General features: G+C 58.2%; 24 protein-coding genes and 1 tRNA gene. 19 read left to right on the top strand and 6 right to left on the bottom strand.

The genetic code is table 11. The features are described 5' to 3' along the window. Window positions 1-264: 264 nt before the first annotated feature. The 6 genes from B30_RS20115 to B30_RS20090 all read right to left on the bottom strand — a co-directional run bounded on the left by B30_RS20115 (window position 265) and on the right by B30_RS20090 (window position 6,582). Window positions 265-663: a hypothetical protein gene (locus tag B30_RS20115; protein ID WP_152003715.1), complete on the bottom strand. Its 399-nt coding sequence runs from the start codon at window positions 661-663 to the stop codon at window positions 265-267. 489 nt (window positions 664-1,152) lie between these two features. After that, window positions 1,153-2,712, bottom strand: coding sequence for a TniQ family protein (locus tag B30_RS20110; RefSeq protein ID WP_226946345.1), 1,560 nt, complete (start codon window positions 2,710-2,712; stop codon window positions 1,153-1,155). Window positions 2,713-2,868: 156 nt separating this feature from the next. Then, window positions 2,869-2,945, bottom strand: a tRNA-Arg gene (locus B30_RS20105). Window positions 2,946-3,020: 75 nt separating this feature from the next. Continuing rightward, complete coding sequence (locus B30_RS20100) at window positions 3,021-4,469, bottom strand: sensor histidine kinase (RefSeq protein ID WP_009574074.1); 1,449 nt, start codon at window positions 4,467-4,469, stop codon at window positions 3,021-3,023. Window positions 4,470-4,489: 20 nt separating this feature from the next. Further along, window positions 4,490-5,863 (bottom strand): dihydrolipoyl dehydrogenase family protein, encoded by a 1,374-nt coding sequence (locus tag B30_RS20095; protein WP_009574073.1) that lies wholly within the window; start codon window positions 5,861-5,863, stop codon window positions 4,490-4,492. Beyond that, window positions 5,860-6,582: a TVP38/TMEM64 family protein gene (locus B30_RS20090; RefSeq protein ID WP_009574072.1), complete on the bottom strand. Its 723-nt coding sequence runs from the start codon at window positions 6,580-6,582 to the stop codon at window positions 5,860-5,862. Before B30_RS20090 ends, B30_RS20095 begins: the two co-directional genes overlap by 4 nt. Before the next feature lie 270 nt (window positions 6,583-6,852). Here B30_RS20090 and rpmH point away from each other — a divergent pair, with 270 nt between their 5' ends. The 19 genes from rpmH (at window position 6,853) to phnD (ending at window position 22,789) form a co-directional block, all read left to right on the top strand. Next, a complete protein-coding gene (gene rpmH / locus B30_RS21875; RefSeq protein WP_009574071.1) occupies window positions 6,853-6,987 on the top strand; it encodes a 50S ribosomal protein L34 in 135 nt (44 codons plus the stop codon). A gap of 51 nt (window positions 6,988-7,038) precedes the next feature. After that, on the top strand, window positions 7,039-7,482 hold the full coding sequence (gene rnpA / locus B30_RS20085) for a ribonuclease P protein component (protein ID WP_009574070.1): 444 nt from the start codon (window positions 7,039-7,041) through the stop codon (window positions 7,480-7,482). Then, on the top strand, window positions 7,479-7,793 hold the full coding sequence (yidD, locus tag B30_RS20080; RefSeq protein ID WP_009574069.1) for a membrane protein insertion efficiency factor YidD: 315 nt from the start codon (window positions 7,479-7,481) through the stop codon (window positions 7,791-7,793). Before rnpA ends, yidD begins: the two co-directional genes overlap by 4 nt. A gap of 6 nt (window positions 7,794-7,799) precedes the next feature. Then, window positions 7,800-8,681 carry a tRNA 2-thiocytidine(32) synthetase TtcA gene (ttcA, locus tag B30_RS20075; RefSeq protein WP_009574068.1) on the top strand — a complete coding sequence of 294 codons (882 nt, stop codon included), beginning with the start codon at window positions 7,800-7,802 and terminating at the stop codon, window positions 8,679-8,681. Window positions 8,682-8,758: 77 nt separating this feature from the next. After that, window positions 8,759-10,303, top strand: a complete 1,545-nt coding sequence (locus tag B30_RS20070; RefSeq protein WP_009574067.1) for a putative bifunctional diguanylate cyclase/phosphodiesterase — start codon at window positions 8,759-8,761, stop codon at window positions 10,301-10,303. A gap of 105 nt (window positions 10,304-10,408) precedes the next feature. Further along, the gene (gene yidC / locus B30_RS20065) at window positions 10,409-12,247 is read left to right on the top strand and encodes a membrane protein insertase YidC (RefSeq protein WP_009574066.1); all 1,839 of its coding nucleotides are present in this window, start codon (window positions 10,409-10,411) and stop codon (window positions 12,245-12,247) included. Window positions 12,248-12,265: 18 nt separating this feature from the next. Beyond that, window positions 12,266-12,913 carry a ribosome biogenesis GTP-binding protein YihA/YsxC gene (gene yihA / locus B30_RS20060; RefSeq protein WP_009574065.1) on the top strand — a complete coding sequence of 216 codons (648 nt, stop codon included), beginning with the start codon at window positions 12,266-12,268 and terminating at the stop codon, window positions 12,911-12,913. 67 nt (window positions 12,914-12,980) lie between these two features. Beyond that, entirely contained in the window at window positions 12,981-13,871 is an 891-nt protein-coding gene (gene argB, locus B30_RS20055) for an acetylglutamate kinase (protein WP_009574064.1), read from the top strand. Continuing rightward, a complete protein-coding gene (locus B30_RS20050) occupies window positions 13,871-14,377 on the top strand; it encodes a SixA phosphatase family protein (protein ID WP_009574063.1) in 507 nt (168 codons plus the stop codon). The genes argB and B30_RS20050 overlap by 1 nt, the downstream gene beginning before the upstream one ends. A 177-nt stretch (window positions 14,378-14,554) precedes the next feature. After that, complete coding sequence (phnF, locus tag B30_RS20045) at window positions 14,555-15,271, top strand: phosphonate metabolism transcriptional regulator PhnF (protein WP_009574062.1); 717 nt, start codon at window positions 14,555-14,557, stop codon at window positions 15,269-15,271. 4 nt (window positions 15,272-15,275) lie between these two features. Continuing rightward, window positions 15,276-15,695: a phosphonate C-P lyase system protein PhnG gene (locus B30_RS20040; RefSeq protein ID WP_009574061.1), complete on the top strand. Its 420-nt coding sequence runs from the start codon at window positions 15,276-15,278 to the stop codon at window positions 15,693-15,695. Then, window positions 15,695-16,231, top strand: coding sequence for a phosphonate C-P lyase system protein PhnH (gene phnH / locus B30_RS20035; protein ID WP_009574060.1), 537 nt, complete (start codon window positions 15,695-15,697; stop codon window positions 16,229-16,231). Before B30_RS20040 ends, phnH begins: the two co-directional genes overlap by 1 nt. Beyond that, a complete protein-coding gene (locus tag B30_RS20030; protein ID WP_009574059.1) occupies window positions 16,231-17,304 on the top strand; it encodes a carbon-phosphorus lyase complex subunit PhnI in 1,074 nt (357 codons plus the stop codon). Before phnH ends, B30_RS20030 begins: the two co-directional genes overlap by 1 nt. Beyond that, on the top strand, window positions 17,301-18,230 hold the full coding sequence (locus B30_RS20025) for an alpha-D-ribose 1-methylphosphonate 5-phosphate C-P-lyase PhnJ (RefSeq protein WP_009574058.1): 930 nt from the start codon (window positions 17,301-17,303) through the stop codon (window positions 18,228-18,230). The genes B30_RS20030 and B30_RS20025 overlap by 4 nt, the downstream gene beginning before the upstream one ends. Then, window positions 18,227-19,024, top strand: a complete 798-nt coding sequence (locus B30_RS20020; RefSeq protein ID WP_009574057.1) for an ATP-binding cassette domain-containing protein — start codon at window positions 18,227-18,229, stop codon at window positions 19,022-19,024. Before B30_RS20025 ends, B30_RS20020 begins: the two co-directional genes overlap by 4 nt. Then, window positions 19,021-19,740, top strand: coding sequence for a phosphonate C-P lyase system protein PhnL (locus B30_RS20015; protein WP_040403046.1), 720 nt, complete (start codon window positions 19,021-19,023; stop codon window positions 19,738-19,740). The genes B30_RS20020 and B30_RS20015 overlap by 4 nt, the downstream gene beginning before the upstream one ends. Further along, entirely contained in the window at window positions 19,727-20,908 is a 1,182-nt protein-coding gene (locus B30_RS20010; RefSeq protein ID WP_009574055.1) for an alpha-D-ribose 1-methylphosphonate 5-triphosphate diphosphatase, read from the top strand. Before B30_RS20015 ends, B30_RS20010 begins: the two co-directional genes overlap by 14 nt. A 123-nt stretch (window positions 20,909-21,031) precedes the next feature. Beyond that, on the top strand, window positions 21,032-21,835 hold the full coding sequence (gene phnC, locus B30_RS20005; RefSeq protein ID WP_009574054.1) for a phosphonate ABC transporter ATP-binding protein: 804 nt from the start codon (window positions 21,032-21,034) through the stop codon (window positions 21,833-21,835). Window positions 21,836-21,874: 39 nt separating this feature from the next. Next, complete coding sequence (gene phnD / locus B30_RS20000; protein WP_009574053.1) at window positions 21,875-22,789, top strand: phosphate/phosphite/phosphonate ABC transporter substrate-binding protein; 915 nt, start codon at window positions 21,875-21,877, stop codon at window positions 22,787-22,789. The last annotated feature ends 36 nt before the right edge of the window (window positions 22,790-22,825 follow it).

The following is a 22,825-nucleotide window of genomic DNA, read 5'->3' as shown; positions in this document are numbered from 1 at the left end:
TAAGCAGATTCTGACACCTGCACTATGGCGCATCGCGACGCCGGTTGGAGCAGGAGCCATCCACCCCATCACCTTCCCGCCCTCTTGCCTAGAGGCTCCGATGCTGCGGGCGCGAAGATCATGTCCCCTTTGGGCTGATAAGAGGTCATCCGGTTGGTCGCGCCGAGGCCTGAAAGGTTAAGATTCGCGTGCCGCGCCGACGCAAGTCCGGTTTGAGCCCAGAGTCACACATGCTGCGTTGTGCGCGAGCGGCTGCTTTGGAGTTCACCCCGTAAAGGTGCAGTACGCTTTGACATATCGGTCATACAGTGCCGGGAACTTGCGCACCTTTTCTGATACGCCCGGCCCTTCCAGCGTGAAGATGAACTCTTCCCGATACTCATAGTAATGCGTAGAGCCACCCCCTCTCGGAGAGGGGTGGGTTTCTCTCGATGGCTCCCGCAGGATGGAGCGTTCTTGTCGTGCAAGAGTTGAGGGACGCATTGTAAAGCCAATAAGCCCAAATCCGATTTCTGGTGGTCCCGGATCGAGAACAGCGTAACCAAATTTCTCCCCTGGCCGGAGTTTGTTTTCATTGATCTCGGCATCGACCATATCAACCTGAACAGATGTCCACAGAACCCAGCCTTGTTCAGGTCTGTCTCGCCACCTGTAGGTTGTCATCTGACAGCCTTCTATCTCTACAGAATGCCGCTCATCTTTGAACGCGTTGGTCGCGGCGTCTTCTATCGCTGCTGCTAGCGACGATCGGCTTTCCGCGTGTAAGGGAAGGCCGAAGATTAGAAGGACCGCTATAAGGCAAGTTCTCATGTTAGTTCTCAGATTCAGATGCACCGTTTGGTTCCGTTTAGCCGAGGATGCGAGCTTACTCTATGGCGATTAGTCCGTAACGGTAGACCGGATGGTTGCTGGTCGCGAAACACTTCTCCGAAAAGGCCGGTGATACGCCCATTCTTTCGACCCGGAGTAGTTCCGGACAACGAACAGATTAGATACAGCAGACATTGGGTTGCTTGCGGCGAATTGGCGCTATGTCCCGCTCACCGGACCTTCGCCCCTCGAAAATGTTGCACGCTGCGCGAATGGCCGGTCTCGGGAAGCCGCAATGCGGCATCAACGCTAGGCATGAAGGTCGGCTTTGGGCCGAAATGGTCATCTTTCAGCTGTTAAATAGACATCTACATCCTCGCGCCAGTAGATCCGGCTCAGATCATGGGGCATCGCCAACAGGGCCACATTGGCATTTCTAAGTTTCATCGAAAGTGAGCCTTGTGGGCGCTGCACGAGCTCTGCGAACTCGCCCAAGGAAATAAAGCTCTCTTGGAAGCGCGCCAAACTGTCAGTTGTGACAACGGTCGCCCCTCGGCGGTATAGCTCGGAGGCATCCACTCCGCACAACATTCCATGTTGAATCAAATACCCTACTGTTTTGGCCGTCACTCTTAACTGCCCGGCGGCGTCACCGATGGAAAGGCGGCTCTCCCCTGCCGCATTGGTTTCGTCCGAAACAAATGTTCTGGATTTTCCACCTTCAGATGAACGCTTTGCGTTTCGAAAGAACTTCTTCTCGCGCTCGTAGGCGTCGAGCATTCCTAGGGTAACAAAACTCATCGGTACGATATCGCCACTAGCCTCACGCGTTGCGAGACCTCGGTAAATCAGATCCTCCGCATTGCGCTTGGCGAACCCCTTCAGCGAAACCGACTTCTGTAGATTCAACGAAGTCATTCCCTCCGAAGGCACGCCAAGCACCAGCACCCCTTTTCTGACGGAAAAATTATCAAAGACGTGTCGCCGCACGACGTCACGCAGGGGCTCGAACTCATCGCCGAGACTCCGGCTCTTCAGCCACGCCATCCAGGGGCCAAAGAGTCGACCGAAAAACCTGCCGTCCACGACGTCCTCGCGAGCCATATCGGCAAGACAATTGGAAAGGGCTACAGGTCCGTCTTTCAGTGTGTCGTAGCCCAAGGCACCATAGCCCATCCAGTCTGGCTCACTGTGCCCCGACAGCACAGCATCTGGCCCCTTTGCGATACGCAGGCCCAGCACTTCACACGCCCGCGACGCCACGTTGAGTTCGAGGCGGTCGATCCATCGGTCGCCCCGCCCGCTCAGGATGCGGTTCGAGAGATATGCCTCGAAAGGACTAGGAGTCGCCTTGAGCACCGGCTGATCCAAAATCCAACCGTGGTGTTTTCGCAGCTGCGCCGCGAAGTCTCTGGCGTCCTTGTGAAATTTCTCGGCTGGAATGCTGATGAGCATGCAGCTGTGTTTCGGGCAGCTCCTGATCGACGAGAATTTCCACTGGAGGCGACGCGGCACGCGCCACGACTCCGCTGCTGACGGCATCTCGGACCGTATGCACTCCGGGCAGACGCGGATGCGCGTGCGCTGAAAGCTCTGAAGGGAGGCGAATTCTTCCCTCAGACGGAAATGGCCTTTACCGAGGTGACGGATAGACACCCGCTCCAATGCGCCCAGGTCACACCCTGCAAGCTGGGCCAATTGTTCTATGGCCACCTTCTCACCACGAAAGAGTGGATCAATCGGAAAGGCAATGTCGCCGCAAAACCTCTGCATCGAAACGGCGCCGTTCCTGGCCGCAAGCCGCGACAGCAAGGAAGTAGCGGGCTCACACGCGGCATGTGCCACCGTCAGCGGCAACTGCGGGAAGTTCGTTCCGGGAGTGGCGGGTAGGCTTTTGACCAAGCGAGGCTTCCGAGATCAGGCAAAGACTGGATTGGCCGGATCTTACGATCGCCTGCTCAACGGAGCAACGCTGCTATGATTTCAGGAAATTCCGCCGCCTGGGTCAGCTACCTGTCACAAAAGTCGGTTTTGCTTGGCATCTTACAATTTGTGAAATGGTGCACCCGAGAGGATTCGAACCTCTGACCCCCTGATTCGTAGTCAGGTACTCTATCCAGCTGAGCTACGGGTGCACTGTGAGGGCGGATTTAGCGAGTGTTGCGGGGGGACGCAAGAGGCCAATGCGCTTTTTTGAAAACTTATTTGGCTTACTCTGCGGCCTCGGCGGTTTCGGCATCGGGCGCTTTCGCATCAGAGGGCGATTGTGCGTAGCCTTTTGGGAGATGGATGGCAAAGGCCGTCCCCGACGTGTCGCTGCGTTCCAGTAAGAGCCGCCCACCGTGACCACGCACCAGTTCGGCGGCAATCGCCAGGCCAAGCCCAAAGCCGCCCTTGCGTGCGCCGCCATGGAACGGCTGGAACAAGTGTTCACGCGCCTTCATCGGCAGGCCCGGCCCGGTGTCCGTGACACTCAGCACCCATTCGTCATCATCCTCAAAGGCCGCCACGGAGATTTCGCCGGGCTTGCCCGTGGCGATAATTGCCTGACGGGCATTGCGCACAAGGTTTGAGAGCACGCGATACATTTGTTCGGTGTCCGCGCGGATGACCATGGTGTTGGGCACGTCTTCGGCAAAGGACAGATCGAAATCCTCAATGGTCAGCCGTTCGCCTTCAATCACCTCCCCCACCAATTCGGCCAGACGCACACCCGCCAGCGCCGGGGCCGGTTCTTCGGCCTTGCCAAAGGCCAAGGTGGATTCGCACAGGTTGACGGCACGTTGGATCGAGTTCACCAGCTTGGGCGCAGAGCGCATCACGCCGGGATCTTGCGACATTTCAAGCCGGTCGGTGAACAACTGTGCCGTGGTCAAAATATTGCGCAGATCGTGGGACACTTTGGCCACCGCTCCGCCCAATTGCGCCAGACGTTCCTTTTGGCGCAGCGCAGAGGTCAGTTCGGTTTCCATCGCCTTCAACGCCACTTCCGCCTCGCGCAATTCAGAAACTTTGGCGGAGGGTTGAATGATCCGGCGGGCGTCTTCGGGCGCTTGGGTGTAGGAGGTCATCGCCCCGATCACCCGTTTGATTGGTCGCACCAAAAGCGCCCGCACGGCCAGGAACAACAAAAAGGCGGTGAAAAACGAAATCGCGGCAGAGAGGGCAAGAATACGCACGCCGTAGTCGATCATCGCGACGCGTAAAGGGGCTGTGGGCAGCGTCACCTCGATCAAAAGCCCGGCTTGTTTGACCGGATCGCCAATCACCCGGATCACCCGTTCTTCGGGATCAAACAGGGTGATCATCGCGTCCCGGATCAGTTCAAACGCCCCAGCCTCGCGCAGATCATAGGTGGCGTGGATTTGTTCGGGGATCGGGGAGGAGAGCACAAGCTGGCGGATTTCATTGCGGCGCAGCACAACGTTATAAACACCCGCATTGGCCAGAAGTTCGTCTTCGAGGTCCATATCGAGGCTGTCATTGGCCAAAAGCGCCAGAGAGGCAATTTGGGCGCGCTCCAGCCGGGACAAGAGGAAATCTTCGCGAAACCGCGCCACCGAGGGCACAAAGATCATGACCTCTGCCGCCATCACAAAGATGAACGTCAGCATCAGGAACCGCCCGGTCAGCGAGTTTAGAAATCGAAGAATGGTCATCATCCCTTATTAGACGCGGCTCACGGCAGGAGCCGTTGAACCAGTTTCACCACTGTTTTGACCTTGGCATTGTCAAACAGTCTGGGAGTAAAATAGGCACTTGCCGCGCGTTTGTTAAGCTCTGCCAATGTGGGATAAGGCGCGACCATGCCCGCAATTTTGCTCATCTTGAGATTTGCGGCGATCGCAAGCGACCAAAGCGAGATCAGCTCACCCGCATCAGGGCCGACAATAGTGACACCCACGGGACGGCTTTTGACCACCATCAGCTTGATGAACCCGCGCCCTGCCCGCTCGGTCGCAATGGCGCGATCATTGCCCGCGTAGTCCGCGCGCAACACCTCAAGCGCCTCACCATGGGTCTTGCGTGCCGCCGCCTCTGTCAGGCCAATTTGCGCCAGTTCGGGTGAGGTGTATGTGACATAGGGAATATGATGGGTTGCGGCTTTCGCCGGCAGGCCAAAGAGCAGCGACCGGATCACCACCCCGGCCTGATAGCCCGCCACATGGGTGAATTGCGGCGTGCCCGAGCCCACATCGCCAATGGCGTAGACCCGCCGATTGGAGGTGCGCAGATGGGCATTCACTTTGATGCCTCCACGATTGCGATCCACATCGGCATGTTCCAGCGACAGGGATTCGGAATTGGCAATGCGCCCGGTGGCAACCAAAAGATGGGAGCCATGACACACGGCGCCCTTCTGCAAGGTCAAAGCCACGCCGCCCGGCTCCGTCGCGACCTTGACCACGGTGGAATGCTCAAGGATTTGCACGCCTTCCGCGATCAACGTCTCTTTGACCAGCTTGACGGCCTCGGGGTCATCGCGGCCAAGCACACGACCGGCCTCCAAAATCGTGACCTTCGCGCCGAAACGCCGATGCGCCAGCGCCATTTCAATCCCAATCGGACCACCGCCCAGGATCACCAAATGTTCCGGCAACGCGGGTTGCGACCACAGCGTCTCATTGGTGAGGTAAGGAACATCTTCGATGCCTTCAATCGGCGGCACCATAGGACGCGAGCCGGTGGCGATGACAAACCTGCGAGCCTTGATGCGGTACTCGCCCGCCTCCACCGCATCCGGCGAGGTAAACCGCGCATGGGCCCGGATCACGGTACAGCCCAGCCCCTCAAACCGTTCCTGGCTGTCATGCGGCGCGATAATGTCGATGGTTTTGTGAACATGGGTGAGCGCGTCGGCATAGCTCATACCCTTCGATGCAGCATGGAGCAGCGCCTTGGACGGAACACAGCCATAATTGAGGCAATCCCCACCCATCTCGCCTTTTTCAATCAGAACGACCCGCGCCCCCATCTGAACCGCACCTGCCGCAACCGACAGCCCGCCGGAGCCCGCCCCGATCACGCAGAGGTCTGTTTTGATCTGTTTCATAATGGCTCCTTGCGTCGTGCTTTGATCAGCATAGGCGCGATTGAGAGCAAACACAGACCCAGAATCGGCAGGAGGATTTTCGGTTCAAACAAAACGCTCAGATCAGGCCGACCGCCTTGATCGAACACCTCGCCCAATCCTGCCCCCACAGAGGTCAGAATGAGAGCGCCGGGAATGATGCCAAGGGCGGTGGAAATCACAAAGCGATGAAAGGCCACGCCGAACAGGGCCGGCAAAAGATTGGCGACGAAAAACGGCACCACCGGCATGAAGCGCATCAGGAACAGCATCGACCATTGGTTTTTGTCGATGCCTTGCTTGATCTTGTGAATGCGCCCTTCGGAGGCATCCAGTTTTGATGCCAACCACTCGCCAAGCCCCCAACGCGCCGCCAGAAACAAAAGCGAGGCCCCAAATGTGGCGCCGGTGATGTTGAAGATCACGCCAGGGAACGTGCCAAACAAAAAGCCGCCTGTGAGAGTCGCGACTGTGGCACCCGGAAGGGAAAACCCGACGATCACCGTGTAGGCGGCGACAAATCCCAAGACGGTGAGCGCATAATGCGCATCGCGCAGCGCGATCAGGCGCATCCGATTCTCCGACAGCGCCTCATAGCTCAAGGCATCACGAAACACATAGGCCAAAGCGAGCGCCAAACAGAGCAGCACCAGCAGCGGCACAAGATGTTTGCGCTGTGTCGAGGAGGGAGCTTCGGCCAAGATGCAATCCTTTTGGCTATGAATTTGCGCGATTTCCTGCAAAATGGGCAATCAAGCGGCCAGTGACCAGCGTTTTACGCCCGGCTCACGCGGCAGTGATGCCCTGCTCTCAAATTCCCCGACATCGGGGCAGTTTGTTACAGAAATACGTCGCATGTGAATTGACAAGCGCCCGCTGCCCTCCTATTGGCTGGGCTTCGAAACACTTACCGCCTTCGAATCCCCGTTCTTTGGGGGTTTGGGCCCTGATCAACCGATGGAGACGGCGCGATGAAACGCACCTACCAACCGAGCAACCTCGTCCGCAAGCGCCGCCATGGCTTCCGTGCCCGTATGGCGACCAAAGCTGGCCGTAAAATTCTCAACGCCCGCCGTGCGCGCGGCCGTAAGTCCCTCTGCGCATAAGTCTGCGACCGGGACATCCTTGAGAGTTTAGACTTTTAGGGGCGAGACCAAATGACACCGCCGGACGCACCCAAGGCAGAGGCAAGCGCCACAGCCGCAGGTCCGCGACCGGCGGTTTTGTCATGCGCCGATGCCAATGCAAAACCTCAGATGGACACGCTGCGCAAACGCGCCGATTTCCTGAAGGCTGCGCGTGCGCGGCGTCAGGGCACGTCGAGCTTTTTGCTTCAGGGACGCAAACGGGGCGAAGGCGAGACCGCAAGCGGCATTCGCGTCGGCTACACCTGTTCCAAAAAAGTCGGCAACGCGGTGTTTCGCAATCACGCCAAACGGCGCCTGCGCGAGGCCGCCCGCCTTGTCATTCCTGAAATGGGACGAGAGGGCTGGGATTATGTGCTGATCGGCAAAAAGGCCGACACCCGCGCGCGCCCGTTTGATCTTTTGCTCAAAGACCTGAAATACGCGATGCGCAAGGTGCACGGAGACACACGATGACTCCGCTGGCCTATGTCGTGTCCCTCCCCGTGCGCGCTTACCGGCTTATTTTCAGCCCGTGGATTGGCTACAATTGTCGCTATCAACCGACATGTAGCGCCTATGCGATGGAAGCGCTGGAAAAACACGGCGCACTCAAGGGCAGCTATTTGACCATTCGCCGCATTGGCCGATGCCATCCGCTGGGTGGGACCGGCTATGACCCTGTACCGGACCCGAAAAAGCCACACAGCCACACCCATTGCCACCACACCCATTGCCACCACGACCACGTCAAACACGATGGCGCCCCAGATAGCACCGAGGAGTGATCCGCCATGCTCGATGATCTCGACGACATTCACCCGCTTTTCCACGGTGCCCCGTCCACGACGGAGTTCAAAAAGCTGCGCAAACGCATCATCCGCAATGTGCGCGAGGCGATTGAGCAATACGGCATGGTGGAACGTGGCGCAAAATGGTTGGTCTGCCTGTCCGGCGGCAAGGACAGCTACACGATGCTCGCCGCGCTCTATGAGTTGAAATGGCGTGGCATGTTGCCGGTGGAGCTTGTGGCCTGCAATCTGGATCAGGGTCAGCCGGGCTTCCCCGCCACGGTTCTCCCTGAGTTCCTCGAGAAAATGCAGGTGCCGCATCGCATCGAGTACCAAGACACCTATTCCATCGTCATGGATAAAGTGCCGGCTGGGCGGACCTTTTGTGCTCTCTGTTCACGCCTGCGTCGCGGCAATCTGTACCGGATTGCCCGCGAAGAGGGTTGCACCGCTGTGGTGCTGGGCCATCACCGCGATGACATTCTTGAGACGTTTTTTATGAACCTGTTTCATGGGGGCCGCCTTGCGACCATGCCACCGAAATTGGTCAACGAAGAGGGCGATCTTTTTGTCTATCGCCCGCTGGCCCATGTGGCGGAGGAGGATTGTGAAAAATTCTCCCGCGCAATGAACTATCCGATCATTCCCTGTGATCTCTGTGGCTCCCAAGACGGGCTTCAGCGCCAGCAGGTCAAACAGATTCTCGACGGTTGGGAAAAGAACAGCCCCGGACGGCGTCAAGTCATGTTCAAAGCGCTGACCAATATCCGCCCTTCACATATGCTGGACCCGAAATTGTTTGATTTCCTTGGGCTTTCGTTAACGGATGACGAGAAAATTGGAACAAATCTAGAAAATTCTATGGAAATCCCGAAGCTGCGTTAACCGCACGGCCACTTTCTTGGCTCAAGGTCCTGAGTGAGAGCGCCCTTTGCGCCAGACACAAGACCGGGACGACACCAATGCGCCACATCACCGCGAAGCTTCGCCGCCTGCGCGATGCCCTGATGGGGCCTCAAACTCTGGCTTTCATGCCGGCCATCTGCCTCAGCGCTTATTGGTTTGGCGGGGAAACTGCTTTGGTGATCGCGGCTTTGCTCATCCCTGCGCTTTTCGCGGCAATTGGCACACTTCCATCGCTTGCTTCGTCGTTCACCCGCGACCCGACGCAGGCGCGCGACGGTTTGACGGGCTTGCCTCTACGGCCTACCGTCATTGATGCCTTGGATCAAATTCTGGACAGCCGGGATGTCACCGGTCGAACCACCGCGTGTTTGGTCATTGATCTTGATGATTATCGCGCATTGGAGGCCAATTGGGGAGCCGATGCTGCCGACAATATGCTGAAAACGATCGCAAATCGGTTGGTGAACACGCTGCGCGAACATGATGTTGTCGCGCGTTTAGAGCGCGCGCGTTTCGCCATTGGCCTCGCCCCGGTGCGTCGCGCTGATCTCGAAACCCTGATTCAATTGGCCTCCCGGCTACAGGCCGCCCTGTCTGAGCCTTACACACTGAATGCAACCAAGGTTTATGCAACCTGTTCAATCGGGTTTTGCATGCCAAACCGCGCCCCCGCCTGTTCAGGGCAGGCATTTTTAGATGCAGCAGAGATCGCTTTATTGGACGCACGTCACAATGGGCCCGGCTCGATTCGCGCCTTCACGCCCTCGCTCACCCCAAAAACACTTGATCGCGGAACGATCCTGGCCGATGTCGGCGACGCCTTGGAAAACGGTCAAATCGTGCCGTGGTTTCAGCCCCAAATCTCCACCGACACCGGTGAGGTGTCCGGGATGGAGGCTCTGGCACGTTGGCACCACCCGGAAAAAGGCATCATCAATCCCGGCGACTTCATTTCGGCAATCGATGAGCTGGGCCTGACTGAGCGCCTGAGCGAGGTCATCCTATACCACTCTCTCATGTCTTTGAAAACATGGGATAAGGCTGGATTTCATGTGACCTCTGTTGCGGTCAATTTCTCGCCATCCGATCTCGCAAATCCGAAACTGGTGGACAAGATCCGTTGGGAACTCGATCGGTTTGAACTCGATCCCTCCAGACTGAGCGTTGAAATTTTGGAAAGTGTCATTGCCTCTTCCGATAATGATACCATCACGCGTAATATTTGGGCTCTGAAGGAAATGGGCTGCGGCATTGACCTTGACGATTATGGCACGGGCCACGCCTCCATCGCCAATATCCGGCGCTTTGCCGTCAAGCGGATCAAGATTGACCGTTCCTATATCACGCGCTGCGATCTGGATCGCGATCAGCAAAACATGCTTGCCGCCATTCTGACCATGGCCGAACGCCTTGAATTGGACACACTTGCCGAGGGGGTTGAGACCGTTGGCGAACATGCCATGCTGGCGCAACTTGGCTGTGGTCATGTGCAAGGCTTCTCCATTTCACGACCGATGGCGTTTGAAAAAACACTTGAATGGATGGACGTTCATAAACGCAAATTGGCCGAAACGCCCCGGATTGGAAAACGCGCCAGTTGATCACTTTGCTGCATTTTCCAAAAGAAATAGCCAAAACCGCTTGACCTTCCGGCCTTGGACGGGTTGAACCAGCCAAGATTATTTTCCAAAAATCGGGCGGCCTTCATGGACGATCAAAACAAGAACCTGATTCTTGCCGTAGTGTTGAGCGGCGCTGTCTTGCTTGGCTGGCAGATTTTCTTCCCAGCTCCCCAACCTGTTGTGGACCCCAACGCCCCAGTGGTGACGTCGGTTGATCAGGCTGGTGCGGGATCTGTCGCTCTGACACCACCCAGCGCAGACGCAAGCACCGAGGTGGCAGGTGCGAACAGCGCAACGGCACAACAAGTGCCAGATGCGCCAAGGATCACCATCGAAACGCCCCGTCTGGAAGGGTCCATTTCACTCGTCGGCGGGCGGATCGACGATCTCTCCCTCAGAGACTACAAAGTCGCGCTCGACAGTGACGAGATCGTCACCTTGCTTCGCCCGGTCGGGAGCGAGAGCCCCTATTATGCCTTGTATGGCTGGGCACCAGGTGGCGCTTTGGACTCCTCTGACGTGCCGGGTGCAAACACCACCTGGTCCGTAGAAAGCGGTGACGTTCTGTCTTTGGATGCCCCCGTCACACTGGCTTGGGACAACGGCAAGGGGCTGGTTTTCCACCGGAACATCGCCATTGACGAGAACTACATGTTCACGGTCACCCAATCCGTGCAAAACAACGGCGCCACTCCGGCCCGCATGGCGGCCAACAACGAAGTTGTGAAAATTGGCAAGCCCGAAGACCTGACCCGGTTGCTCGTCCATGAGGGCGCAATTCGTCAGTCCGGCAAAGAACTCAAAGAGATCAGCTTCAAAAGCTCGATGCTTAAAACCAAGTTCACCGAATTGGATGCGGACCCGCGTTGGGGCCAGCACGCCGAAATCGTCGATGTCGAAAAAGACGGTTGGGTCGGCTTTACCGATCACTACTGGATGACGGTTCTGATCCCAAATTCCAGCGATGCGTTCACCTCCGTCGTGTCCTATCAGGAAAGCGCCGACGTCTATCGGACCGTTGCACGCTACCCGACAATCGAACTTGCGCCAGGCCAGTCCGTTGAAATCACCTCGCGCTTGTTCTCTGGGGCGAAAGAATGGGAAACCATCCGCAACTATGAGACCGAAGATGGGGTCTATAAGTTCAGCGACTCGACCGATTGGGGTCTGTTCTTCTTCTTCACCAAGCCGATTTTCCGCATTCTTCACGCCCTCAATGGCCTGATTGGCAACATGGGCTGGTCGATCGTTCTGCTGACGCTGATCCTCAAAGGCATCATGTTCCCGCTGGCCTATAAATCCTACGTCTCCATGGCGCGGATGAAAGAGCTTCAGCCGGAGATGGAAAAGCTCAAAGCCTCCGCAGGCGAGGACAAAGAAAAACTCCAGCGCGGCATGATGGAGCTCTACAAGACCAACAAGGTGAATCCGGCCTCTGGCTGTTTGCCGCTGATCTTGCAGATCCCTGTGTTCTTCTCGCTCTACAAGGTGATCATCGTCACCACCGAATTGCGCCAGGCCCCGTGGATCGGTTGGATCAAAGACCTGTCCGCACCGGACCCAAGTTCGATCCTGAACCTCTTCGGTCTTCTGCCCTTCGCAGCCCCCGAAGCCGGCACCACCTTTGCGATCATCTCGCTCGGGATCTTGCCGATCATCCTCGGTATCTCGATGTGGCTGCAACAAAAGCTGAACCCGGCCCCCACAGACGCCTCGCAGGCGATGATCATGGCTTGGATGCCTTGGGTGTTCATGTTCATGCTCGGCAACTTCGCCTCGGGTCTGGTGCTTTACTGGATTTGCAACAACACGATCACATTCATACAGCAGTATCTCATCATGCGCAGCCACGGGCACAAACCCGATGTTTTGGGCAACGTGTTACGCTCGCTGCGGCTTAAGAAAAAGGAGGGGGCGTCCTGATAGGGCGTCCCACACCAGATGAACCTAAGTTTCCCCATTGCGGATCCTGACGCGGCGGCCCTTGAAAAGGGCCGCTTGCTGTTTGCGGCACAGACCGAATTTGTCAAAGGCGTGGTCGCCATGGACGGCATGCCGCCCGATGACCGCCTTGAAGTCTGCTTTGCAGGCCGCTCAAACGTCGGCAAATCATCCCTGATCAACGCTTTGACCGGGCATAAGGCGCTCGCACGTGCCTCGAACACACCGGGTCGGACACAAGAAATCAACTTTTTCACCGCCTCAGACAGTCATTACCTCGTCGATCTTCCGGGCTATGGCTATGCCAAAGCCCCGATCCAAACCGTCGAAAAATGGCAACGCCTGCTTAAGGCCTACCTGTCTGGCCGCGCCACGTTGCGCCGGGCCTTTGTGCTGATCGACAGCCGCCACGGGGTCAAATCCGTGGATGAGGAGATCATGGACCGCCTCGACAAATCCGCGGTGACCTTTCAGGTGGTGTTGACCAAAGCCGACAAGGTCAAAGAGGTGGAGCGCGCAGCGATCCTCGAGCAAGTACGCACGGCAGTGGCAAAACACCCGGCCGCCTACCCGGAACTGATCGTCACCTCCTCGGAAAAGGGCTGGGGCATTGATGTTCTGCGCGCCGTGATCGCAACGCTGGTGTAAGCGACCCTTGCACCCGCGCCCGGGAACGCGATACTCAGGAGCAACCCCTCCAATGGACTCCCGGGAAATGAAGACGCAAGACATGAACAGAGACTGGATCGCAACCGCCCGCACATTGTCACAAGCCCTGCCCTATTTGCAGCGCTACGAAGGCGCGACAGTGGTGATCAAACTTGGCGGTCACGCCATGGGGTCTGACGAGGCGATGGAAAGTTTCGCCCGCGACGTGGTGTTGATGCAGCAGGTTGGCGTCAAACCGGTGATCGTTCATGGCGGCGGCCCGATGATCAACAAACTTTTGGCCGATCTGAACATCAAATCCGAATTCGTCAACGGCAAGCGCGTGACCGATAAGGCCACCGTTGAGGTCGTCGAAATGGTCCTGTCCGGCCTTGTGAACAAACGCATCGTTCAGGCAATCAATAGCCAAGGTGGGCGCGCGGTCGGGATTTCCGGCAAGGACGCGAACCTGATGATTTGCGAACAAACGCATCCCGATTTGGGCTTTGTCGGCACGCCAGTCAAAATGGACCCCTCGATCATCAAGGAACTTGGCGATGAAAACCTCATTCCGGTGATCGCGCCTGTGGGCGCGGGTCGCGACGGCGAGACATTTAACGTCAATGGCGACACCGCCGCCGGCGCCATCGCGGGTGCGCTTAAGGCCGATCGCCTGTTGCTTTTGACCGATGTGTCCGGCGTCAAAGGCGCGGATGGCAACGTCTTGACCTCGCTCAACTCCGAACAAATTCGCGCCCTCACCGAAGAGGGCATCATCGCCGGTGGCATGATCCCGAAAACCGAAACCGCGCTGGACGCGTTGAGCGCCGGGGTGCGCGCCGTGGTGATCTTGGACGGGCGCGCACCCAATGCCTGTTTGTTGGAACTTTACACCGAACACGGTGCGGGTTCGCTTATTCGCGACAGCCAACCCAGCATGAAACCGCACGGCACATAATGGGCCTGCGCCTTATCCTGATGCGACATGCAAAATCGAGCTGGGATGATCCTCTGAGCGACGATTTTGATCGGGTGCTCAATGCCCGCGGCCAAAGCAACGCCGCCGCCATGGGGATTTGGTTGCGGGACAAAGCCTATCTACCCGATGAGGTATTGGTGTCTGCCGCCGCACGCACGCGTGAAACCTATGAATGGCTCTCCAACGGCATGGGTCTTTGCGCCAATGTCGAGGTCAAGGACACGCTCTATCTCGCCTCTGACAGGCGGATCATGTCCCATTTGAAACAGGCCGAGGGCAATACGGTTTTGCTGATCGCCCACAACCCCGGCGTTGGCGAGTTTGCCGCACGCTTTGCCAACAGAGCGCCGCGGCACAAAGACTTTGCGCGCTACCCGACCTGTGCCACCACAGTGTTTGACGTGGCTGCCCCGACGTGGTCGGAGATCGCATTTGGCGTGAATCCGGTTGTCGACTTTGTGGTGCCGCGCGATCTGGACGCGTAACTCTCCCCCTTCGCTTTTTGACAGATCATAACGACGAGGCCTCCGCGCTGCGCCGAGGGTTTGCATAACCTCAAACAATTCGCCCCATACAGATCGTGATCAAAATCTGCGGTGGCGTCATGCGCATGTTACCAACACGGCGTAGTCCACATTCATCCGAATGAATGATGGTGGACAATGATCACTCAGAAATGGCGGCGCATCTGTGACGCAATCGAACAAGACATCGCAAATGGCACATTGCAACCGGGGGACAGGCTTCCGACCGAACCCGAATTGGCGGCGCGATATGAGGCAGGACGCCATTCTGTGCGTCGTGCCATCGCTGAACTGGCACGCGAAGGCAGTGTCAGCGTCGAACAGGGGCGCGGCACCTTTGTTGAATCCGGCCCGATGCTTGAATATGCGATCGGAACGCGCACACGGTTGCACCGCAACCTGAACTCGCAAGGTGTCGAGGTGACAGGTGAATTGCTGGGCGCTGAAATAACCGCCGCCTCCGAACGGGTCGCGCGCGCACTCGGCCTGCTCCCCGGCGCTCCCGTGCAAAAAAGCCGCCGCATCACCTATGCTGACACGCTGCCGATCAACATGGGGACCGGCTATCGCTGCGCCAAACGCTTTCCCGATTTTGTCACCCGGCGTGATCTGATCGGCTCGGTGACCGAGACTTATAAATCCTACGGCATCACCGATTATTTGCGCGCCGAAACCACTTTACACAGCCGCCTTGCCCGCCCGGAAGAGGCCAAACTTTTACGTCAGCACCCGCAAACCCCGGTCATTGTCGTCCGCGCCATTGACCAATCTTTGGATGGTACGGCGCTGAGTTTCAGCGAAGTCATCTGGTCGGCGCTGCGCGTCAAATTCACCATGACAAACGAGAGGGACTAAGGCGATGACCCATCCGCATAACCTATGCCTCACCACATTGGCGCGCAGCGACGCCTGCGCGATCAAGACCTTTGGCGAGGAGCTGCTTGATCACCTTGATCCGGTCGAAGTGCTTTCAAGTCGAACCGGACTGGTCATGTTGCCGATGCGCGACACAGCGCAGGGCACGGGGTTTCATCTTGGCGAGGTGCTTGTGAGCGAGGCGCATATCCGAATGGGGGCGCATGAAGGCTACGGCATGCGACGGGGGCGCGATCTTGAGGCGGCCATGGCCATGGCACTTGTCGATCTGGCGCTGGACGCGGGCCGTGCGGTGGCGGACTGCACAGCTTTTGTCAGCGAGCAGGCAAAAATGCAGCAGGCGCAGGATCATGACACCCTGTGCCGGGTCGAAGCGACCCGCGTTGATATGGAGACGTTCTGATGCGCACAGCCCCCACACCCTCGCGTGAGGAAACCCGCGCCAATGCCACATTCGAGGCCCTGATTTGGTCGATGAGCCGTCCCGGCCGCTTGCGCGATTTACCCGAGCGAGGCGAAGCCCAAATCATTGAGGCGCTGATCGACCGCGAATGTCATGTCTTCTGCGCCGACCCGCTTTTGATGCCCAAAGTGTTGGAAACCGGCGCGCGTATCGCAGCGCTGGCGGGCGCCGATCATGTGTTTCTGGGCATGCTCACCGATCTGGATGGCCTGAAATCCCTGTCGACCGGCTCCGACCTCTACCCCGACGGTGGGGCCAGTGTGGTGATCCGCGCGCGCCTTGGTGAAGGATCGCGTCTGCGTCTCACCGGGCCCGGGATTGAGACAGAGGAATGCATTCATATCGGCGGGGTGCCGGAGGGGTTTTGGTCACTGCGCCGCGATCTCATCCAATACCCGATGGGGTTTGATGTGTTTTTCATCGACGGCGCGCGGGTTTTGGGCCTGCCACGGTCAACCAAAGTGGAGATGCTCTGATGGCCTATGTGGCGACGCGCGGCGGAGAACAGGCGATTGAACAGGCGGAGCGGTTGTTTCGCGCCGAGATGGGCGAGATCACACCCGAACGGGTGGCCGAGATCAAAACGGCCTTGCCCTATCTGATCGACCGGGTGATGGGCGAGGCCTCGCTTTATGACGAAGACCTCGCCGCGCTGGCTCTGGCGCAGGCGGGGGGCGACTTATATGAGGCGGTTCTGTTGTTGCGCGCGTGGCGCACGACGCAACCGCGACTGCATGTGGCCCGCCCGATTGACCAGGGGACCCTGTTTACCCATCGTCGCATTTCGGCAGCGTTCAAAGACATTCCCGGCGGTCAGGTGCTTGGCCCGACCTTGGACTATTCCCATCGGATCATCGCAACCGATGTGCTTGAGGGCGCACGTTATATCCCGGCCCCGGTCACCCCCGCGGCCACGCCCGCCCCCGCGCATCAGCCTTCGGTTGCGGCGTGGCAAGCGGAGAATGATCTGGTGGAAATGCCCGGTTTCGATGAGACCGCCCCCGAGGACATTCCCGATGTGACCCGTGAGCCGGTTTTGTTTCCGGCCACCCGCGCGCACAGGTTGCAAAGCCTGGCGCGGGCAGACACCGGCGCGACTTTGGCGCTTGGATATGCGGCGATGCGCGGCTACGGCCAGGCCCATCCAACGGTGAACGAGTTGCGCCTGTGCGAGGCTGAGATCATCGTGACCCACCCGAAAGGCACAGCCTTTTCGGCAGGACGGGTCAAGGTGTCTCAGGCCGAGGTCGTGTCAAAAAAAGGCGACACGCTTGAGCTTGGCTTTGCCGCCACGCTGGGCTGGAACGAGGTCAAATGCATCTCCGCCGCCACGCTGGATCTCAACAGCAAAGGCGCGCCCAAAGGGTCGCCCACCGAGGAGGAATTCTACCTCTATCATACCGAAGGCGTGGAAAGCTCGGGGTTCTGCATCCACTTCAAACTGCCGCATTATGTGACATTTCAATCCTCTTTGGATGCGATGCGCAGTGCCAAGAAGACCAGCAAAACGGCAGAAAAAACATCCACCTCAAAGGAACCTGCGCAATGAGTGTGACGCCACAAAGCCTCAAAACCTTATCCCGCGCCTGGGAGCCGATGAGTTACGGCTTTCTGGACGCCTCTGCCAAGCGCGAAATGCGGCGCAAAATGATCAAAGCCGTGGCGGTGCCCGGCTGTCAGATGCCTTATGCCAGCCGCGAGGTGCCGATGGCACGGGGCTGGGGGACGGGGGGATTGCAGGTTTCTCTGACCCTCATTCGCCCCAACATGCGGATCAAAGTGATTGATCAAGGCGCTGACGACAGTGTCAACGCCGCGTCGATCCGGCATTTTTTGGCCAGAGTCTCCGGTGCGCCCACCACGCTTGATACGCTTCAGGCCGATCTGATTCAGTCACGACACCGCATCCCGGAAGAAAAACTGAACGAGGATCAAATCCTGGTGCTGCAAGTGCCCAACCCCGAGCCTCTGCGCCCGGTTCAGCCCAATATGTCGGTCGCGCGTCAAATGCATGCCGACGCGGATTATGGCCGAATGTGGCTACAACTATACGAACAAATCGTCCGATCCGGGCGGGTGATGCAGGGCGCAAGCTACCCCTCGATGGTCAATGGTCGTCACGTCATGACCCCTTCGCCGATCCCGCGTTGGGACGTGCCAAAACTGAACATGGCACAGCATTTGACGATCCTGTCCGCGGGTCGCGAAAAGCGCATTTTTGCCGTCCCTCCCTACACTCGCGTTGAACCTTTGGTCTTTGATGATGTGCCCTACAAGGTCGAAGAGCACCATGATCTGACCTGTTCCCGCTCCGGCGCCAAAGGGTTTTTCATGAACGAAATCCCGCAAGAGGATGGCAGTTCCGCCTATGAACTGTCCGACAGTGGCTTTGGCGTGAAACACATCCAACAGGGCATAGGCGACGCGGTCACCTTGGGCAAAACATGGTATGAAAATGGGGAGATGGTGGAATGACCCTGACACTCGACGCCCCGCGCATCGTCACCACGCGGCCTTTGGTGACTCTGCGCGATGTCACCAAAACCTATGGCGATGTGCAGGCAGTGACCCGCGTCTCAGCCGAGGTATTTCCCGGCGAAGTGCTTGGGATTGTGGGGGAAAGTGGCTCCGGAAAATCAACGCTGCTGCGGATGATGAACCTTGAGGACACTCCCGACAGCGGCAGCTACACATTGGATCTGCCCGATGTACAGGGCAACCTGTTTGAGCTTGGCCGTTTCGCGCGCCGGATGCTGTGCGCAACCAAGATCGGTATCGTGTATCAGAACCCGCATCTTGGGCTTTTGATGAAACACTCCAGCTCCGGCAACGTGGCCGAGCGGCTTTTGATTGCCGGAGAGCGGCGGTTTTCGGTGTTGCGCGACAAGGCGCGCGCCGCATTGGCGGCGTCCGAATTTCCACTTGAACGCCTTGATGCACCGCCGATCGAATTGTCGGGCGGCATGCAGCAACGCGTGCAATTGGCCAAGGCGATCGCGCTTGAACCTGCGCTGTTGTTGCTGGATGAGCCGACCACCGGATTGGATGTCAGTGTGCAGGCGCTGGTGCTCGATACGCTCAAACGGCTGCAACAGGACCGCAATATCACCATGGTCATCGTGTCTCATGATCTGGGGGTGATCCGCACTTTGGCCGACCGCGTCATGGTCATGCGCCGCGGCGAAGTGGTCGAAGCGGGGTTGGTCGATCAGATTTTCCAAGACCCGCAACATCCCTACACACAACAATTGGTGCATGCGAAGCTATGAGTGTCATTCTCCACGTCCAAGGCCTGACCAAAGGCTTCACCATGCACCATCTGGGCAGTCAGATGGCGGCGTTTTCCGACATTTCTTTTGATCTGAACGCGGGCGAATTTCTTTTGCTCAAGGGTCAAAACGGCGCGGGCAAATCCACGATGCTGCGCACCCTGTATCGCAGCTATCTGGCGCAGGCGGGTCAGGTTCTATTTCACTCGGATCACGGGGTGATCGACCTGTTGCGCGCCGCCGACGTGGATGTGACCCATCTGCGACGCACCGAGATCGGGTTTGTCACTCAGTTCCTTGTGGCACGCCCGAGGGTTTCGGCCGAAGATCTCGTGGCAGAGCCGCTGCGCATGGCCGGGCACAGCGCGCCACAGGCCCTGGATAAGGCGCGCTATTGGCTCAAGGCTTTCGGGGTCAAAGACAGCCTCTGGCGCGCCTATCCCACGACGTTTTCAGGCGGAGAGCAGCAAAAGGTCAACCTCGCCCGCGCGCTGATCTTGCCCCGCAAGCTGTTGCTTTTGGACGAACCGACTGCCTCGCTCGATGCACATGCGCGAGTGGCTCTGGTCGCGCGTCTGCAGGAGCTCAAACAAAACGGCACCGCGATGATCGGTGTGTTTCACCATCCCGATGACGTCGAGCACCTGATTGACCGAGTCATTGACCTGACCCCTGATGCCCCCAACATGGAGGACCGCGCCGATGTGGCTGTCTAATCTTTCCCTCGTCTTGCCGGATCGTGTGCTCACCGACGGCGCGCTCTGCATTGAAAACGGGTTGATCGCCCAGATCGCCGAACGGCCTGTTTCAAACGGCATCGACTGTGGCGGGGCGCTGGTCTTTCCCGGCTTCATCGACATGCACGGCGACATGATCGAAACCGAATTGGAACCCCGGCCTCGGGTCGATTTCCCGATGGAGGTGGCTGTGTCGCATCTGGATGCGCGCTTGTCCGCGGCGGGGATCACCACGGCTTATGCGGCGGTGAGTTTTTCGCGGGCGGCAAGAATTGGCGAACGGCGCTCGTTTGAACACACCAGCCAAGTCATCCGTGATCTGCACCGGCTGCGCAGGTCCTGCCGCGTCGACCATCGCATCCATGCCCGCTTTGACATCACCTATGCGAATGCGGTGCAGGTGCTGGCCGATTTGATCGCCGATGAGCAAGTCGATTTGGTTTCCGTGATGGATCACACGCCGGGTCAGGGACAGTATCGCGACATCGAGCGTCATATCAGCCTTATCGCCACACGCGACGGCATGTCCGAAACCGAAGCCAGACAGGTCGTGAGCACCAGGATCGCGGAGCGCACCCGCCCGCAGGAGGTTATTCTCGACAATCTCCGTCAGGTTTCCAAGCTCTGCAAAAGCCACGGTGTCGCGCTTGCGAGCCATGATGATGACAGTGCCAAAAAGGCGCTTTTAATGGCCGAAATGGGCGCGGTGATCAGCGAGTTTCCGGTCACCTGTGAGGCGGCCGAGGCCGCCGCTGCGCGTGGGCTGCTGAACGCGATGGGAGCTCCAAATGCGATGCGCGGTCAGAGTTATTCCGGCAATCTTTCAGCGCGTGAGGCACATGCCAAGGGACTGTTGCACATTCTCGCGGCGGATTATCACCCGGCGGCGATGTTGGCGGCGGTGATGACCTTGGCCGAAAGCGATCCAAAAGGGCTTGCGGGGGCGGCGGCTTTGGTAACGGCCAATCCGGCCAAAGCACTGGGGCTGACGGATCGCGGGCGGATCGAACCCGGACTGCGTGCCGATTTGGCGCTGGTCGAACGTGGCCCGCTGACGCGTGTGAGCGCCACATTTTGTGGTGGCAAGATGATCCATTCGATCGGCCAACTGCAGAGCCGCGACCTTAAGCTGTTACAGCCTGCGTGAGGCGGCTGTCACATATCTGTCGCCAAATTATCAGGGCATCGTCATGCAAATGTCGGCGGGACGTTAACCCGCCCACGTAAACCTCATGGTGAAACATCCGAATGAATATCTCCGGAGCACACCATGAGTTCTGCCTTGATCCTGTCCAATGTCTCCCGCTCTTTTGGCGAGACCCACGCCGTCGACAACGTGTCGATCTCCATTGAACCGGGGCAGTTTATCGGCGTGATTGGCCGTTCGGGCGCCGGGAAATCAACATTGCTGCGTCTGCTCAATCGCTTGGTCGATCCCACCGCGGGGTCGATTTCATTTGGCGACACCAACATCACCGCGCTCAAGGGCAAGGCCCTGCGACACTGGCGCCGGGATTGCGCAATGATCTTTCAACAATTCAATCTCGTCGATCGGCTTGACGTCTTAACCAATGTGCTGATCGGGCGTCTGGCGGAACACGGGGTCCTGTCGTCGATGACGATGCAATTCTCTGATGAGGAGCGCGCCATGGCGATCCGGGCTTTGGATCGGCTTGATCTTGTGCCGCAAGCGCTGCAACGCGCAGGGACGCTGTCAGGCGGGCAACAACAACGCGTGGCCATTGCCAAGGCACTTGTGCAACGCCCGAAAATCATGCTTGCCGACGAACCCATTGCCTCGCTCGACCCGGCCAATGCGACGCTAGTGATGGACGGGTTGAAACGGATCAACCGGGAGGACGGGATCACCGTTTTGGTGAACCTGCACACGCTCGACACCGCTCGCGCCTACAGTGACCGCATTATCGCCATGCGTCAGGGCCGCGTGTATTTCGACGGCACCCCCGCACAGCTCACCGATGATGTCGTGCGCGACATTTACGGACTTGATGGCCTGCAAGAGTTTAACGCCGCAGTCACATCGACCTCGGTGCACGCCTCTGTGCCGGCCTGATCATCACCTTTTCACAAACGCTCCAAAGGAGATTTCCACATGCGTTTCATCACTGCCACCGCTCTTGCGGTTCTGATCGCAGCACCTGCGCTCGCTGAGGGTTGGAAAGAAGACTACCAAACTTTGAAATTCGGTGTCCTTTCGGGCGAAAACGAAAAAGACCGTCTGATGCGCACTGAGCCGCTGCGGACGTATTTGGAAAACACATTGGGGGTGAAGGTCGAAATTTTCACCGCAGGCAATTATGATGGCGTGGTTCAGGCCATCGCCGCGAATCAAATCGAGATTGCCCGTTTTGGTTCCTCCTCCTATGCCGCCGCCTACACCGCCACCAATGGCGGCGTCGAGCCGATTTTGACCGCCATCAAAAAAGACGGCAACACCGGCTATCGCTCCATCGTTGTCACCCGCTGTGACTCGGGGATCGAAAGCCTTGCCGATGCCGCAGGCAAGATCCACGCCTTTGCCGACCCGGATTCGACCTCGGGCTACGCCGTTCCTTATTTCAACTTCCTGACCAAGGAAGGGTTCAAACCCGAAGAATATTTCGCCGCCGTGCCGTTCTCTGGCTCGCACGAAGCCGGGGTGAGCGGGGTTGTGAACGGGACATTTGACACCGCATCGACCTACCAGAACAACGATCTGGATGGCATCTATCAGCGGATGGAATCCAAGGGCATGATTGAGGCCGGGCTGATCTGCCAAATCTGGGAAAGCCCGGAAATCACATCTGGCCCCTGGACTGTGCGAAGCAACCTGCCGGCTGAACTGATTTCCGATCTGACCAATGCTCTCGAAGCCTTCCCGACGGAAGACCCTGAAGGCTACGCGCTTTACTCGTCCTTTGAGCCAACTGACCCGAACCCGGAGGTCGGCTACACCCGCGTGGATCGCGATCGCTACCAGTGGATCGTCGACATGCGCGATTGGATCAAAAGCCAGCGTCGCGGCTGATCAACCTGCATTTAAAAGGGGGCACACTGGTGTCCC

This window comes from Celeribacter baekdonensis B30 (assembly GCF_000299875.1).
Classification (GTDB): domain Bacteria; phylum Pseudomonadota; class Alphaproteobacteria; order Rhodobacterales; family Rhodobacteraceae; genus Celeribacter; species Celeribacter baekdonensis_A.
Note: the sequence above shows the minus strand (reverse complement) of the source record. Positions and strands in the feature narration are given on the sequence as shown.